The sequence below is a fragment of the Mesorhizobium sp. M0208 genome, from assembly GCF_040322015.1.
In the GTDB taxonomy this organism is placed as follows: domain Bacteria; phylum Pseudomonadota; class Alphaproteobacteria; order Rhizobiales; family Rhizobiaceae; genus Mesorhizobium.
Genome location: NZ_JAMYSP010000010.1, coordinates 134,287 through 149,520, shown reverse-complemented (window position 1 = coordinate 149,520; position 15,234 = coordinate 134,287). Strand labels below are relative to the sequence as shown.

Genomic DNA, 15,234 nt, shown 5'->3' with positions numbered 1-15,234 from the left:
CTACGCCTGGTGGGCGGATTAAACCGCCGGAGGTCACATTTGCCAACAGCGCTATTCGGCCGCCAGGGCCAGTTGCGGCCTTTCGTTCTTTTCTTCCGTCTCGGCCGGCTGCTCCACCACCTTCTTGGGCTCCCTGCCGAAGAACAGCGCATAGGCTGCCGGCAGGACAAGGATGGTCAGCACCGTGGCGACGAGAATGCCGCCCATCATGGCGTAGGCGAGCGGCCCCCAGAAGACGCCGCGCGAGATCGGGATCAGCGCCAGCACCGCCGTCAGCGCCGTCAGCACGATCGGCCGGAACCGGCGCACCGCCGAGCCGATGATGGCCTCGGAACGCTCCACGCCGGCGGCGATGTCCTGGTCGATCTGATCGACCAGGATGATCGAGTTGCGCATGATGATGCCGAGCAGGGCGATGACACCGAGGATGGCGACGAAGCCGAACGGCGCGCCGCTGATCAAAAGTGCCGCGGCCGCGCCGATAATGCCGAGCGGACCGGTCGCCAGCACCAGCATCGCCTTGCCGAAATGCTGCAGCTGGATCATCAGCAGCACGACGATGACGGCCAGCATGATCGGCGCTTTCGCCGCAATCGAGGCCTGGCTTTCGGCCGCATCCTCGGCGCCGCCCTGGATCTCGATCTTGTAGCCGGGGGCGAGGCTGGCGCGCAGGCCCTGCATCTCGCTGTACATTTTCATGGCGACATCGTTCGGCTGCACGCCATCCGGAAGCGTGGCGCGTACACTGATGGTCGGCAAGCGGTCGCGCCGCCATTCGACGCCTTGCTCCAGCACCGGGACGATCTTGGCGACCTGCGACAGCGGCACGGAGCCACCGAAATCGGTCGGTATATAGACGGAGTCGACCGCCGACAGCAGGTGACGGCTTGCCTCCGGCTCACGGGCGACGATCGAAACCGTCTCCTCGCCGTCGCGGAAGTCATCGAGCGGCGCTCCCGACATGGTCGCCTGCAGCATCTGGCGGATGCGCTGCGAGGTGACGCCGAGCGCACGGGCACGATCCTGGTCGATCACCAGCTTCATCGCCGGCACCGGCTCCAGCCAGTCGTCGTGGATGGCGCCGAGCAGCGGATTTGCCTGGAACTTCGCCTTTACCTCGTCGGCAATGCGTCGCACCTCCTGGCGATCGGGACCCATGACGCGCATCTGCACCGGCCAGCCGGTCGGCGGACCGAGGAACAGGCGATCAACCTTGGCGCGGATCGATGGGAAATCTTCGGCCAGGATGGTGCGCAGCTTGACGATCAGCCGCTCGCGGGCCGGTTCGTCATTGGCCATCACCAGAAGCTGGGCGAAGTTCGGGTTGCGAAGCTGCTGGTCGAGCGGCAGGAAGAAGCGCGGCGCGCCTTCGCCGATATAGGTGGCTATGAAGCGCTTGTCCTTGTCGTCCATCATCCTGGCTTCGAGCGCCTTGGCCTGGGTCTCGACTTCCTTGATGCTGGTGCCTTCCGGCAGCCAGAGATCGACGAGGATTTCCGGACGCGACGATTGCGGGAAGAAATTCTGCGGAATGAACTGGAACGCCCACAGGCTGGTGGCAAACGTCATCAGCGTCATCACCAGGACGATGATGCGATGGCGCACCGCCCATCCCACGGTCGAGCGAAGACGGCGGTAGAAGCGCGTGTCGAAGACATCGTGATGGTTGCCGGCGTGCTTGCGCTGCTTCAGGATCATGTGGCCGAGCCACGGCGTGAAATAGACTGCCGCAAACCAGGACACGACCAGCGCGATGCCGACGACGTAAAACAGGGTGCGCACATATTCGCCGGCCGTCGAGGCAGCGAACCCGACGGGAATGAAGCCGGCCGTGGTGATCAGCGTGCCGGTGAGCATCGGGAAAGCGGTCGAGGAGTAGGCGAAGCTCGCCGCCTCGACCTTGACCAAGCCTTCCTCGAGCTTTCGCTCCATCATTTCGACGACGATCATCGCGTCGTCGACCAAGAGGCCAAGGGCGATGATCAGCGCACCGAGCGAAATGCGCTGCAGGTCGATGCCGAGCTCGTACATAATGGCAAACGTAGCCGCCAGGACTAACGGAATGACGATCGCGATTACCAGGCCCGAACGCCAGCCGATCGACAGGAACGAAACGAAAAGCACGATCAGGAGCGCTTCGCCGAGCGCTTCCATGAATTCGCTCACCGCCTCTTTCACCACGTGCGGCTGGTCGGAAATCTGATCGACCGCAACGCCATAGGGCAGCGCCTCTTCGAAGCGCTTGTAGGTCGCTTCGACGTCCTTGCCGACGTCGGTGACGTTGAAGCCCTTGGCCATGACGACGCCGAGCTGGACGCTGTCGTGACCGTTGAAACGGTATTTGCGCTGGTACGGATCCTCGAGGCCCGAGGTCACGGTAGCGATGTCGCCAAGGCGCGTCACCTGGTTGCCGGCGCGCAGGCGAAGCTCACGGATGTCGGCCGCCCTGGTGACATCGCCCTCGACCGAAATGCGCACCGAACGCTGGCCGGTGTCGACAGAACCTGCCGGGTCGACATTGTTCTGGCCTCGGATCGCATTCTGCAGGTCGGTCAACGTCAGGCCACGTTCGGCAAGCGCCTTGGATGAAACGTCGATGTAGAGTTTTTCCGGCTGGTCGCCGATGATCACGGCCTTCTCGACACCGGGCGTCGTCAGCAACATGTCACGCGCCTGGATGGCGAATTTCTTCAGTTCGGGATAGCTGTAGCCGTCGCCGCTGATCGAATGCAGGGTGATGAACGTGTCGCCGAATTCGTCATTGAAGTAAGGCCCGAGCAGCCCCTGCGGCAGCTCATTGGCGATATCGCCGACCTTCTTGCGCACCTGATAGAAAGCATCGGCGACCTGCGCCGGATTGGTGTCGCCCTTAACCTGCAAGGTGATGATGGCGCTGCCGGCGCGGGTGTAGGAGCGGACAAAATCGAGGTGTGGGGTTTCCTGCAGCTTGCGCTCGATCTTGTTGACGACCTGGTCCTCCATCTCCTTGATCGAGGAGCCTGGCCAGATCGCCTGGACGACCATGACGCGGAAGGTGAAATCGGGGTCTTCCTTCTGGCCCATGCGCATCAGGCCGAGCGCACCGGCGACGATGATCAGCCCGAACAGGAAGCGGGCAATGCTCGGATGGCCGATTGCCCAGCGCGAAAGATTGAAAGACCGCTTTTCATTGGTGTCGATGGTCATCGGCGTCAGTCCGTTTCAATTTGATCAACAGAGCACGCGCTTTCGCATGCCCAAGGAACTTCCGATGTGGGCTTCCGGGCGGCGTGGCTTTCCGAGTTGAGAGATCTACATCGCGGTGGGACGCGAGGATCGACGTGGGGGTTACATCGACCTGAGATCTCGAAAATCGGGGGAGGCCTGCCGCCCGGAAACCGTGAATTGCCTGGCCGTCAGCGCAAGCGCCTTGCAGCGTCATCGGCAGACGCCGACTGTTGCGCTGCATCACCGGTCAGCTTGACTTTCAGATTCTCGGTCATGAACTGCGTGCCGGCGGCGACGACCACGTCACCCGGCTTCAGCCCATCGGCGACACTGACGCCGTCGGGGGTGAAGGCGGCGACCTTGACCGGATGCGCGTGGACGGTCCCGCCATTGCGGTCGACGGTCCAGACGATCGATTGGCTGTCCTTTTGCGCCAACGCGGCTAGCGGGATCGACACCAGCTGCTGCCGGTTGTCCGCCGCGGCTTCGATGGAGGCGGTCATGCCTAGCAGCACGCGAGGATCGTTGGGCAGGCTGACGCGAACGGCAAAGGTGCGCGACTGCGGATCGGCGCTGCCGGCGACTTCGCGGACCTTGCCGTCGAGCGTCAGCGCCTCGTCGGACCAGAAGCCAGCCTTGACGGTCTTGCCCGGCTTGAATTCGGCGATATCGGTTTCCGGAACAGCGATCAGAACTTCCTTCTCGCCGTCGATGGCAACGGTCACCACCGGCGTGCCGGAGCCGACCACCTGGCCGACATCGGCGGCAACGGCGGTGACGATGCCGTTCTTGTCCGCCTTGAGATCGGTATAGCGGACCTGGTTCTGCGCCTGGGCAAGCTGCGAGCGGGCGGAGTCTCGCGTGGCGACCGCCTGATTATAGGTGAGCGTCGCCTGCTCGAGCTGCGACTTCGGCGCGAAATTCTTGGCGTAGAGCTGTTCGGCGCGCTTGCGCGTAAGCTCGACTGTCTCGACCTGACGGTCGGCGGCATCGAGGCTGGCCTGAGCGCTTCTCACCGAAAGCTCGTAGTCGGTGGGATCGATGCGGGCGAGAACGTCGCCCGGCTTGACGCGGTCACCGATGTCGACAAGGCGCTCGGTGATCTTGCCGTTGATGCGAAAACCGAGACTCATCTCGGTGCGGGCACGCACCGATCCGGAATAGGAAAGCTGACGGGTATCACTCGCCTTGGCGATCTCGACCACCTTGACCGGGCGGATGATCTCGGTGACCTCGGCTTTCTCCTGCGAGCAGCCAGCGAGGCCGAGGGTGGCAACGACAAGCAATGCCAGGCCTGCGGCCGGTCGCCCGTTGGTGATGGACTTGGACAAAGACACTTTTCGTACTCCCGAACTGTGGAGATGAATTCTCGGCATCGCCGCCCGACGGGCGGCAACGGTCATTTCTTCAAGGCTCTGATGGCAAAGTCGGCAAGCTCGTCCGGCGTTGCCCGGTTCTTCTTGGCGAGGCACTGGGCCACCATCTGCGGATGACAGAGGCTGATAATGGCAGCGCCGAAACACCGGGAAGCGATCACCGGATCCTGATCGACGAACTCGCCGGTAGCGATGCCCTCGCGGATCACTTCCGCGACCAGTTCATGGATGCTGTCGATGTGCTTTTCGATGACGTGCCAGTCGCGCTCGATGGCGACGATGACCATCTCGTGGACCTTCTCCTGGTCGATCATGGTCTCGAGCGTCCACTGATAGTGCGTACGCACGTAGCGGCGGAGCTTTTCGCTGGCGGTGCCGGGGCTATGGCAGGCTTCGTAGGTCAACCGGTAGCAGGTCTCGAGCATACGGCCGCAAACCGCCTGGTGGATTTCCACCTTGGAGGCGAAGAAGCGATAGATGTTGGCGGTCGACATGCCGAGTTCGCGCGCTATGTCGGCGACGTTGGTCTTGCCGTAGCCGTAGTGGCGGAACAATCGCTCCGCGCAATCCAGGATGCGCGTGACATTTTCCTGGCGGGCGGAATCGGCGGTGGCGTCTAGGGTTTCAAGCATCTCGTTGGCCAAAATTTACGACTGACGAATTTAGAATTTCGTCACTCGTAAATTGAAAACCGTCACCTGTCAAGGCACGATTTTGGGCGCTGACGACAGAGGGTGACATCTCTGGACGGAGTTGGCCCATGAAGCGCATGTGGTTCACGCCGGGTGCGCCTGCAACGCCGCCCCGTGTTTTTTGACGCAAAGGAATTTGAAATGATGCTTTCCGAAAAACGGTTCCGTTTCGGATCGGGCGTTAAGGCTGCTTTGTCATCTCCCGCAGCCGGAACTTCTGGATCTTGCCTGTCGAAGTCTTCGGGATCTCCGCGAAGATCACCGCTTTCGGCACTTTGAAGCGGGCGAGCAGCGCGCGGCAGTGCTCGATGATTTCGGCCTCAGTCGCCGCCTTGCCCGGCTTCAGCTCGACATAGGCGACGGGCACCTCGCCCCATTTGTCGTCGGATCGGGCGACAACGCCGCAGGAGGCAACGGCGGGATGCTTGTAGAGTGCCTCCTCGACCTCGATCGAGGAGATGTTCTCGCCGCCGGAGATGATGATGTCCTTGGAACGGTCCTTGAGCTGGATGTAGCCGTCCGGATGCATGACGCCGAGGTCGCCCGAATGGAACCAGCCGCCTGCGAAGGCCTCGTCGCTCGCCTTGCGGTTCTTGAGATAGCCTTTCATGACGATGTTGCCGCGGAACATCACCTCGCCGATGGTCTCGCCGTCGGCCGGCGTCTCTTGCATCGTCTGCGGGTCCATCACCGTCAGGCCTTCGAGCGCGGCGTAGCGCACGCCCTGCCTCGCCTTCTTCGCCGCCCTCGCCCCCTTCTCCAGCCGATCCCACTCGCCATGCCATTCGTTGACGACGGCCGGGCCGTAGGTCTCGGTCAGGCCGTAGAGATGGGTGACGGCAAAGCCCGCATCGGCCATGCCCGACAGCACCGCCTCAGGCGGCGGCGCCGCGGCGGTGTTGAAGGTGACGGTCTGCGGAAACTGCCGCTTGTCCTCGTCCCTGGCGTTGATCAGCACCGACATCACCACCGGCGCGCCACACAGATGGGTGACGCCGTGATCGGCGATGGCGTCGTAGATCGGCTTCGCCCGCACCCAGCGCAGGCAGACATGGGTGCCAGCCTGCACGGCAAGCGTCCAGGGAAAGCACCAGCCGTTGCAATGGAACATCGGCAGCGTCCACAGATAGACCGGGTGCTTGCCCATGCCGGCATGGATGGTGTTGGCATAGGCCATCAGTGCCGCGCCGCGATGGTGACAGACGACGCCCTTCGGATTGCCTGTCGTGCCGGAGGTGTAGTTGAGCGAGATGGCATCCCATTCGTCGTCCGGCATCGACCAGGCGAAATCCTCGTCGCCGTCGGCGACAAACGCCTCATAGTCCAGCGTGCCGATCCGTTCCCCCTTGGGATAGGGCGCATCGGCGGCATAGTCGGGATCGTCGTAATCGATCAGCAACGGCCTGACCTTGGCCAGCGTCAGCGCTTGCCGGACCACGCCGGCGAATTCGCGGTCGACGATCAGCACCTTGCTTTCGGCGTGATCGAGCTGGAAGGCAATGACGGCGGCATCGAGGCGGGTGTTGAGCGAGTGCAGCACCGCCTTGGTCATCGGCACGCCGAAATGCGCTTCCAGCATCGGCGGTGTGTTGGACAGCATGACGGTGACGGTGTCGCCCTTGCCGATGCCGCGCTTAGAAAGGGCCGAGGCAAGCCTCAGCGAGCGTTTCCAGAAATCGCGATAAGTCGAGCGCCGGCGGCCATGAATGATGGCGACCTGGTCGGGAAAGGTTTTTGCCGCCCGCTCGAAATAGGTGAGCGGCGTCAGCGGCTGATGGTTGGCCGGGTTCCTGTCGAGATCCTGTTCGTAGGGATTGCCCATCCCGTCCTCCCCGATGTTCGTCCAGAACTTTAGCTACAGGTTTGCGGTCCGTCACCACCAACGATGCCGCGACAGACCGCATTTGGCACAATGACGGTCTAGATTCGACCGGCGCGAGAGCATTACCTGCCCGCGCGTAGTTTGACTTTTGTCGAGAGCCGTGAATAATGTCAGCGAGGAGATGGCATGGCGATCCGACCGGCAGAACAGCTTATCCACAAGGCCGCGTGGCTTTACTACGTACACGGCTTGCGCCAGGATCAGGTGGCCAGCCAGCTCAAGATTTCGCGTGCCTCGGTGGCGATGTATCTGCGCAAGGCGCGCGAGACCGGCATCGTCAACATCTCGACCTCGACCCAGCTTTTCACCGACGACGTCCTGGCGCGCGAGCTGGAAGACGCGCTGAAGCTCGACGCCGTCTGGATCGCGCCGGAAAACGGCTATGTCGCCGACCCGTCCACCGACATCGCGGTACTTGCGGCAAGCGTCTTTCTCGAGCTGGTCAGGAAGGGCGACCGCATCGGCGTCGCTTGGGGGCGGACCATCTACACCATCGCCGATATCATGTCCTATGCCGATCTGCAGGACGTCACCGTGGTGCAGCTCTGCGGCAATCTGGGCGCCCCCTATTCGTACCGGCCGGACCAATGCACCATGGAAATCGCGCGCCGGCTCAACGCCAAGGGACTGAATTTTTACGCGCCGCTGGTGCTGACGACGGAAGAACTGGCACGCGGCCTGCGCGCCGAGCCGGTGATCCGCGAGCAATTGTCGGGCATCGGTGACTGCAACCTGGCGCTATACTCGGTCGGCTCGGTGGACACCGACAGCCATCTGGTCAAATGCGGCGCGCTGACGCCAAGCGAAATGGCTACATTGCGCAAGGCGGGTGCGGCCGGCGTCATTGCCGGGCAAATCATCGACGCCCAGGGCCAGGCGCTCGACTGCAGCTACAACCGCCGGCTGATTTCGGCGGAGCTGTCATCGCTGCGCCAGATCGAAAAGCGCCTTGTGGTGGTGCAGGAGGAGAGCAAGTTCGAACCGCTCGTCGCGGCGATCGCCGGCGGGCTCTGCACCCATCTCGTCGTCGGCGCGCGCATGGCACGACGGCTGCTCGACCATGCCGGAGCGGCAGCAGAAAAGGTAGCCTGATAGCCGCCGGTGCGTTGTCATCAAGGCGTCGCGGCATTCCTGTTCACAACAAAGAGAAATCGGACGAAGCTGACATGAAGAACCTATGGAATGACGGCGAGGCGGAGAAGCTGGTCGCCGACTATGCAAAGAAGGGTGTGGCCCGCGACCTGGCGTTGCGCGTCTACACGACCAGGCTGCTGGGCGGCGAGCCGCGGCTCGTCCTACATGGCGGCGGCAACACCTCGTGCAAGACCAAGGCCACCGATCTTGTCGGTGACGAGTGGGACGTGCTCTGCGTCAAGGGCAGCGGCTGGGACATGGGCGTCATCGAGCCGCAGGGGCTGCCGGCGGTCAAGCTCGGCGCGCTGTTGAAGGCGCGGTCGCTGAAGAAGCTCTCCGACGAGGACATGGTCGCGCTGCAGCGGGCGAACCTCATCGATCCGTCCTCGCCAAATCCATCGGTCGAGACGCTGCTGCACGCCTTTCTGCCGCACAAATTCGTCGACCACACGCATTCGACCGCAATCCTCGCCATCGTCGACCAGGAGGACAGCGAGGCGCTGAGCCGCAAGGTGTTCGGCGAAAAGATGGGCTTTGTGCCTTACATCATGCCGGGCTTCGATTTGGCGAAGGCGGCCGCCGATGTTTTCGACGCCGATCCGATGGTCGAAGGCCTGATCCTCGACAAGCATGGGATTTTCACCTTCGGCGACGATGCCAAACAGGCCTATGACCGGATGATCCATTACGTGAACGTCGCCGAGGATTTCATCGCCAGCCACGGCAAGCCGCGCACCGAAAAGCTGGCACTGCCAGCCGGGCTGGCCAAGCCCGCGGAGATTGCTCCGATGCTGCGCGGCGCGGTGGCGGTGGCGCGCGGTGAAGGCCGCTTCGACCGCATGATCAGCGATTTCCGCACCTCGGATGCGATCGTGGATTTCATCAATTCGGCAAAAATTGCCGACTATGCCGGGCGCGGCGTGTCGACACCCGACCTGTCGATCCGCATCAAGACCGGACCGATGGCACTGCCGGCGCCCGACGCTGACAAGGTAGGCGACTACAAATCCGTCATCCGCCAGCATGTCGAGAAATTCGCCAAGGACTATCGCGCCTATTTCGAAACCAATGATGCGCTCGACGACGTGAAGCGCACCATGCTCGATCCGATGCCGCGGCTGACGCTGGTGCCCGGCCTCGGCATGTTCGGCCACGGCCGCACGCTCAAGGACGCGAAGATCGCCTCCGACGTCGGCGAAATGTGGATCGAGGCGGTGCGCGGCGCCGAAGCCGTCGGTGACTTCCGCCCGCTCTCTAAAGCCGACCTGTTCCCGCTCGAATACTGGTCGCTGGAACAGGCCAAACTCGCCTCCAACAAGCCGAAGCCGCTGACCGGCCAGGTGATGCTGGTCACTGGCGGCGCCGGCGCGATCGGTGCTGCCACGGCAAAGCTGTTCGCCGACAACGGTGCCCATGTCGTCGTCGTCGATCTCGATGCGTCAAGGGCTGCCGAGGCGGCAAAAAAAGCCGGCAACAATTCGATCGGCATTGGCGCCGACATCACCGATCCGGCGCAGATGCGCGCTGCGTTCGACAAGGCGGTCGACGTCTACGGCGGCCTCGACATTCTCGTCTCGAATGCCGGTGCCGCCTGGGAGGGCCGGATCGGCGAGCTCGACGACGCCACCTTGCGCAGGAGTTTCGAACTCAATTTCTTCGCCCACCAGTCGGCGGCGCAGAATGCCGTGCGCATCATGCTCGAACAGGGCACCGGCGGCGTGCTGTTGTTCAATACCTCCAAGCAGGCGGTCAATCCGGGGCCGAAGTTCGGCGCTTACGGCATTCCCAAGGCGGCAACGCTGTTTTTGTCCAGGCAATATGCCCTCGACTACGGCGCGCATGGCATCCGCTCCAATGCCGTCAACGCCGACCGCATCCGTTCGGGGCTGTTGACCGATGCCATGATCGCCAGCCGCTCGGGCGCACGCGGCGTGTCGGAGAAGGAGTACATGTCCGGCAACCTGCTCGGGCAGGAAGTGACGGCCGAAGACGTCGCCCAGGCCTTTCTGCATCAAGCGCTGGCCGAGCGGACAACCGCCGATGTGACGACGGTCGATGGCGGCAACATCGCGGCGGCATTGAGGTAGGCGGAACCGGCCGAGACAGGCACGCAACTCGGAATTTTGCGACACGGCCATGGAAGACATTCTCGAACGGCTGCTACAGCAGGCCTCGGATGTCTTCCCAAGCCTTGCTGCCCAGCTTTCGATCGGTCTCGTCATTGCCTCCGTGTGCGTGCAATGCGGAGCGTGGTGTGTTCTCGCCTGGCAAGAGAATGCGGTGTCCCGCGTCCGGCGACGAAATGAGATGAATGACCTTACCTGCTTCGCCGCACCGCCTAACAATATCTCGGGCGAACGATAGGGAAGGCCACAGCGCATCGTCGCCGCCGGCGACGAGCAGAATCTCGGCCGATGCGGTCTCAACAGGGATGGTCGCCGCATTCGCTTCCCGCTTGAGCGTTTTCAAACAACTTTCGAAAAGCCCCCTGTAGGACACCTGGCCATCGACGTACTCTGGTGTCCAATCTGGATCTGTCGGCACAAACGGCAGCGCGATGCCGTCGAGCGACCATGAGGATCGTTCAGGCCAGCTGACACCATCGCGGCCCGCACCGATATTTCCCCAAACTACGGATGACGGGCTAATCGCGACCACCGCATCAATTCGCTGGTCATGGACCGCGGCAAGCAATGACGCCTCGGCACCCTTAGACGTGTCCACATAGACGATACGACGGCATCCTGTTTCAATGAGATAATCGGTTGCCGCAAAGACATATTCCGGGAACCTGGCCTTCACCGCCAAACCACTGCAGCGCCAAGGCCGACGTACCCGCATTTGCAAAGAGCCGCGCGCGCCCAACATCAACACGGCCACTCGATCCACCCAACACCACAACGCCCGTGGTGGCCGTCAAGCATCGAAAACATGTTCCGGCGACAGCGCCGGTAAGACTTTCCTCTACCGCCCGCACCTCCATGTACCCGTCAATCCTGGATTTCGGTTGTCCAATCGGCCCGCAAAGCCGGTGGCTGCGACAATTGAATTCGGTGGTCCGGCACGCCAGACATCTTCGACAAAATGGCCGCCTGCAACAAGCTGCGGCAGACGGCTATTGTTTTGCTCGTGCCGAAAGTCACTTCGCGTTCGGGTTCGGCATCCAGGCCGGCATCGCGACATCGGCATGGGCGAATTGCGGCAGCTTGGCCGAGAGGTCCTCCATGTTCTTGATGTCCTTGTCGATCAGATCCTTCTGGGTGATCAGCGTCGGCGGCACGATGACGTTGTGGCCCGGGTCTTCGCCGGCCAAGAGTTGCGCCAGCGCACGCACCGAGACCTGGCCGACGACGGCCGGGTTGGTGGCGGCGGTTGCCGCCCAGGCGCTGTCCGGCTCGCGCATCGCGGCGATGTCCGAGGTAGAGATGTCGGCCGAATAGATCTTGATGTCCTTGTTCAACCCGGCCTCGTCGACGGCGATCTTCACGCCTTTGGCGAATTCGTCATAGGGCGCGAACATCACCTTGATGTCGGGATGAGCCGACAACACCGAGCGAGCCTGGTTGGCGACCGAATTGGCGATCGGATTGTCGAGCGTGCCGAACATGGCGACTTCGTTGATGCCCGAATATTTCTTCTTGAATTCGACCCAGGTCTCGTTGCGGCGGTCGAGCGGCGCGATGCCGGCGACATAGACATAGCCGGCCTTCCAGCTCTCGCCATTGTCTTTGACCGCCTGTTCGAGTGCGAGGCGCGCGAGGTCGCGGTCGGATTGCTCGATCTGCGGGATCTTGGGGTTTTCGACATTGACGTCGAAGGCGACGACCTTGATGCCGGCATCGACCGCGCGCTGGGCGGCGTCCTTCATCGATTCCGTCAGTCCGTGCTGGATGATGATGCCCTGGACGCCGAGCGCGATGGCCTGGTCGACCATGTCGGCCTGAAGCGCTGCGTCCTGGCGACTGTCGAGCACGCGCAGGTCGACGCCGAGCGCCTTGGCCTGCGCCTCGACGCCGGACAAATACGCCTGGAAGAAGTCGCCGGTCGAGAGATAGCGGACCAGCGCTATCTTGACGGCGCCCGGTTTGTCGAACGGCGCTGGCCGATCCTGCGCCATCGCTGGCAACTGCATCAGCAATGTTGCGCCGGCAAGCCCGAGCGCTGCCTTCCCCAAAAGTCTTCTTGTGATGTTCACGTCGCTTCCTCCACTTGTTGAACCCAAAATGTAACCGGTCGAAACCTATCTCCTGCCCCTGCCGGACAGGGCGAAGGTGAAGACAAGGGCGACCACGAGAACCACGCCCTTGACGAAATCCTGCGTGTAGTAAGGCGCGTTCATCATCGTCAGGCCCTGCAGCAGCACGCCGACAAACACCGCGCCGACAGCCGTGCCGAAGGCGTTCGGCTTGGCGGCGCCGAGAACCGCGTAACCGATGAGTGCCGCAGCCACCGCGTCGAGCAACAGATTATTACCCGAGGCGATGTCGCCACGTCCAAGCCGGGCGGCGAGCAAAATGCCGCCGATCGAGGCAAAAACCCCAGAAATAACGTAGGCCCAGATTTTGTATGCCTTGACAGGCGCGCCGGCGAGTTCGGCAGCGCGTTCGTTGCTGCCGACCGCATACATCATGCGCCCGAAACGCGTGTATTCTAGAAAGAACCAGATCAGTACGGCCAGCACGAGCAGGACGACGACCGACACCGGGATGAGGTTCGGGATGAAGAAGTCGAAGCGATGGCGGCCAAGCGCCAGGAACGCGGCGCCGAAGCTGCCGTTGGCGACCGAGCCGTCGGGCATGGTCATGCCGGTGGCGATCGAACGGCCCTCGGTAGGTATGCGCTGCAGGCCGATAAGCAGGAACATCATGCCGAGCGTCGCCAAAAGGTCCGGCACCCGCATATAGACGATCAGCCAGCCATTGATGAGGCCGACGACGGCGCCGATCACAAGACAGACGACGACCGCCACGACGGCGTTCTGTTCCAGCACCACCATGACATAGGCAGCCGCCATCATGGCGCTGGTGGCGACCGAGCCGATCGACAGGTCGAAGCCGCCGACGACCAGCGTGGCGGTGACGCCGAGCGCCAGAACGCCGGTGATGGCGACCGACTGGAAGATGAAGACGGCGCTTTGCGGCGAGACGAAACCATCGGCGGCGACGGCGAAATAGGCGATCAGCCCGAACAACAGAACGATGAAGCCGTAGCGAATAGCATGGTCGCGCAGGATCATTCAGCGCTCCCGCACGCTGGCACCGTCTTTATCCGACCCGAATTCATGCCCTCTCCATTCCAATTCTCATCGTCTTCCCGCTGTCAGGCTGCACTGTGCAACGGCCCGCCCGCCACTTCGGCCAGCAGACGCTCGAGATCGACATCGGTATTGCGGTGCTCGCCGACGATCGTCTGCTCCGACATCACCAGGATGCGATCGGCTGTCTCCAGGGCTTCGTCGAGTTCGGTGACGAACAGCAGCGTCGCGCGGCCGTGGGCGCTCGCCCGCAGCTTTGCGGCGATATCGCGTCTGGCCGAGATGTCCACACCTTGAAACGGCTCGTCGAGGATGAAAAGCCTTGCCGCCTGCGACATCCAGCGGGCGACCATCACCTTCTGCTGATTGCCACCGGAAAGCGACGCCATCTCGTCCCTCTCGGAGCGGCAGACGATGCCCAACTCCTGGATCTGCTGGCGGGCAACAGCGCGTTCGATACCGCGTTTGAGAACACCGAGACGCGACATGCGACTGTGGAACGGCAGGCTGATGTTTTCCTGGATGTTGAAGTCGCCGACGATGCCGTTTTCGCCCCGGTCCTTGGCGACGAGAAACACGCCGGCGGCAATCGCTTCGCCGGTCGACGCCGGCGCATAGGGTTTCCCGTTCAGCACCATGGTCCCGGACAGCGGCTTGCGCAAACCGAACAGCGTCTCGGCGAGTGCGGTCTTGCCGACGCCGACGAGGCCGGTGATGGCGACGACCTCGCCGTCGCCGAGGGTCAGCCAAATCGGCCTGGCGCCTTCAGCAATCCGCAACGCATCGGCAGTGAAAATTGCTTTGGCCGAATTCCTGGCGACGATCCGCTCGAGCTGGATCTTACGGCCGAGCATGGCGTTGACCGCACCTTCGTAATCCAGCGGCTTCTTGTCGAAGATACCTGAGATAACCCCATCGCGCATTGAAATGATGCGATCGGCAAGCCGTCTGATATCCGACATACGGTGCGAGATGTAGAGGATCGCCACGCCTTGCCGGCGGAGCCGGTCGAGCAATGCGAACAGCCGGTCGGCTTCGGCGCTGGACAGCGAGGAGGTCGGCTCGTCGAGGATCAGCACTTTCGGCCGGTGCGCCATGGCGCGGGCGATCGCCACCATCTGGCGATCGGCCAGAGAGAGATCGCTGATCCGGGCCTTGAGGTCGATGGCCAGTCCCATACGGTCGGCCACCGCCTTTGCCTCGCGACGCACTCGGCCCGGATTGAACAGCGTCGGCACGCCGCTGCCGCTCAGCCTGTCGAGGGTAAGGTTGGTTGCGACGTCGAGGTCGGCGACGACGCCGTCATTGATGTTCTGGTGGACAGTAACGACGCCGGCGCGGATCGCCTCCGCCGGCGTTTTCGGGTCGAACTCATGCCCGGCAAGCGACATCGAGCCGCCGCCATGGTCGTAAACGCCGCTGATGATCTTGACGAGGGTGGATTTGCCGGCGCCGTTGGCGCCCATCAGCACGGTCACTTCGCCGGCATGCAATTCGAGCGAGACGCCGCCAAGCACCTCGATATGGCCAAAGGATTTCCTCAGGCCGTCGACGCGGAACACGGCATCATTGCCCATTCGTTCCTCCCTGACCGTGACGCTATGGGCTGTATCGGCAATTGTCAACACGATTGACAATTGCCAGAAGGCTTCCTAGCTTGGCCCGGCCGCCATGGCTCCGCTATCATCG

9 protein-coding genes and 1 pseudogene are annotated in these 15,234 nt (G+C 62.7%); 2 read left to right on the top strand and 8 right to left on the bottom strand.

Going from position 1 to position 15,234, the window contains the following annotated elements; translation table 11 throughout:
• Positions 1 to 51: 51 nt before the first annotated feature.
• From NKJ17_RS13235 to NKJ17_RS13220, 4 genes are all read right to left on the bottom strand, one after another.
• On the bottom strand, positions 52 to 3,186 hold the full coding sequence (locus NKJ17_RS13235; RefSeq protein ID WP_352688688.1) for an efflux RND transporter permease subunit: 3,135 nt from the start codon (positions 3,184 to 3,186) through the stop codon (positions 52 to 54).
• 209 nt (positions 3,187 to 3,395) lie between these two features.
• Complete coding sequence (locus NKJ17_RS13230; RefSeq protein ID WP_352688685.1) at positions 3,396 to 4,544, bottom strand: efflux RND transporter periplasmic adaptor subunit; 1,149 nt, start codon at positions 4,542 to 4,544, stop codon at positions 3,396 to 3,398.
• Between the two features lie 62 nt (positions 4,545 to 4,606).
• Positions 4,607 to 5,215: a TetR/AcrR family transcriptional regulator gene (locus NKJ17_RS13225; protein WP_352505318.1), complete on the bottom strand. Its 609-nt coding sequence runs from the start codon at positions 5,213 to 5,215 to the stop codon at positions 4,607 to 4,609.
• A gap of 241 nt (positions 5,216 to 5,456) precedes the next feature.
• On the bottom strand, positions 5,457 to 7,097 hold the full coding sequence (locus NKJ17_RS13220) for an acyl-CoA synthetase (RefSeq protein ID WP_352505319.1): 1,641 nt from the start codon (positions 7,095 to 7,097) through the stop codon (positions 5,457 to 5,459).
• Positions 7,098 to 7,283: 186 nt separating this feature from the next.
• Between NKJ17_RS13220 and NKJ17_RS13215 the strand changes: the two genes are divergently transcribed.
• Together NKJ17_RS13215 and NKJ17_RS13210 are read left to right on the top strand one after the other, a co-directional pair.
• Entirely contained in the window at positions 7,284 to 8,249 is a 966-nt protein-coding gene (locus tag NKJ17_RS13215) for a sugar-binding transcriptional regulator (RefSeq protein ID WP_352688682.1), read from the top strand.
• Positions 8,250 to 8,323: 74 nt separating this feature from the next.
• Positions 8,324 to 10,378 carry a bifunctional aldolase/short-chain dehydrogenase gene (locus NKJ17_RS13210; protein WP_352505321.1) on the top strand — a complete coding sequence of 685 codons (2,055 nt, stop codon included), beginning with the start codon at positions 8,324 to 8,326 and terminating at the stop codon, positions 10,376 to 10,378.
• A gap of 73 nt (positions 10,379 to 10,451) precedes the next feature.
• Here NKJ17_RS13210 and NKJ17_RS13205 read toward each other — a convergent pair.
• From NKJ17_RS13205 to NKJ17_RS13190, 4 genes and pseudogenes are all read right to left on the bottom strand, one after another.
• Positions 10,452 to 11,274 (bottom strand): annotated as a pseudogene (locus tag NKJ17_RS13205) (acyl-CoA thioester hydrolase/BAAT C-terminal domain-containing protein).
• 156 nt (positions 11,275 to 11,430) lie between these two features.
• The gene (locus NKJ17_RS13200; RefSeq protein WP_352505322.1) at positions 11,431 to 12,486 is read right to left on the bottom strand and encodes a substrate-binding domain-containing protein; all 1,056 of its coding nucleotides are present in this window, start codon (positions 12,484 to 12,486) and stop codon (positions 11,431 to 11,433) included.
• Between the two features lie 45 nt (positions 12,487 to 12,531).
• Positions 12,532 to 13,527, bottom strand: coding sequence for an ABC transporter permease (locus NKJ17_RS13195; protein WP_352505323.1), 996 nt, complete (start codon positions 13,525 to 13,527; stop codon positions 12,532 to 12,534).
• Positions 13,528 to 13,610: 83 nt separating this feature from the next.
• Positions 13,611 to 15,122: a sugar ABC transporter ATP-binding protein gene (locus NKJ17_RS13190; RefSeq protein ID WP_352505324.1), complete on the bottom strand. Its 1,512-nt coding sequence runs from the start codon at positions 15,120 to 15,122 to the stop codon at positions 13,611 to 13,613.
• Positions 15,123 to 15,234: the final 112 nt, after the last annotated feature.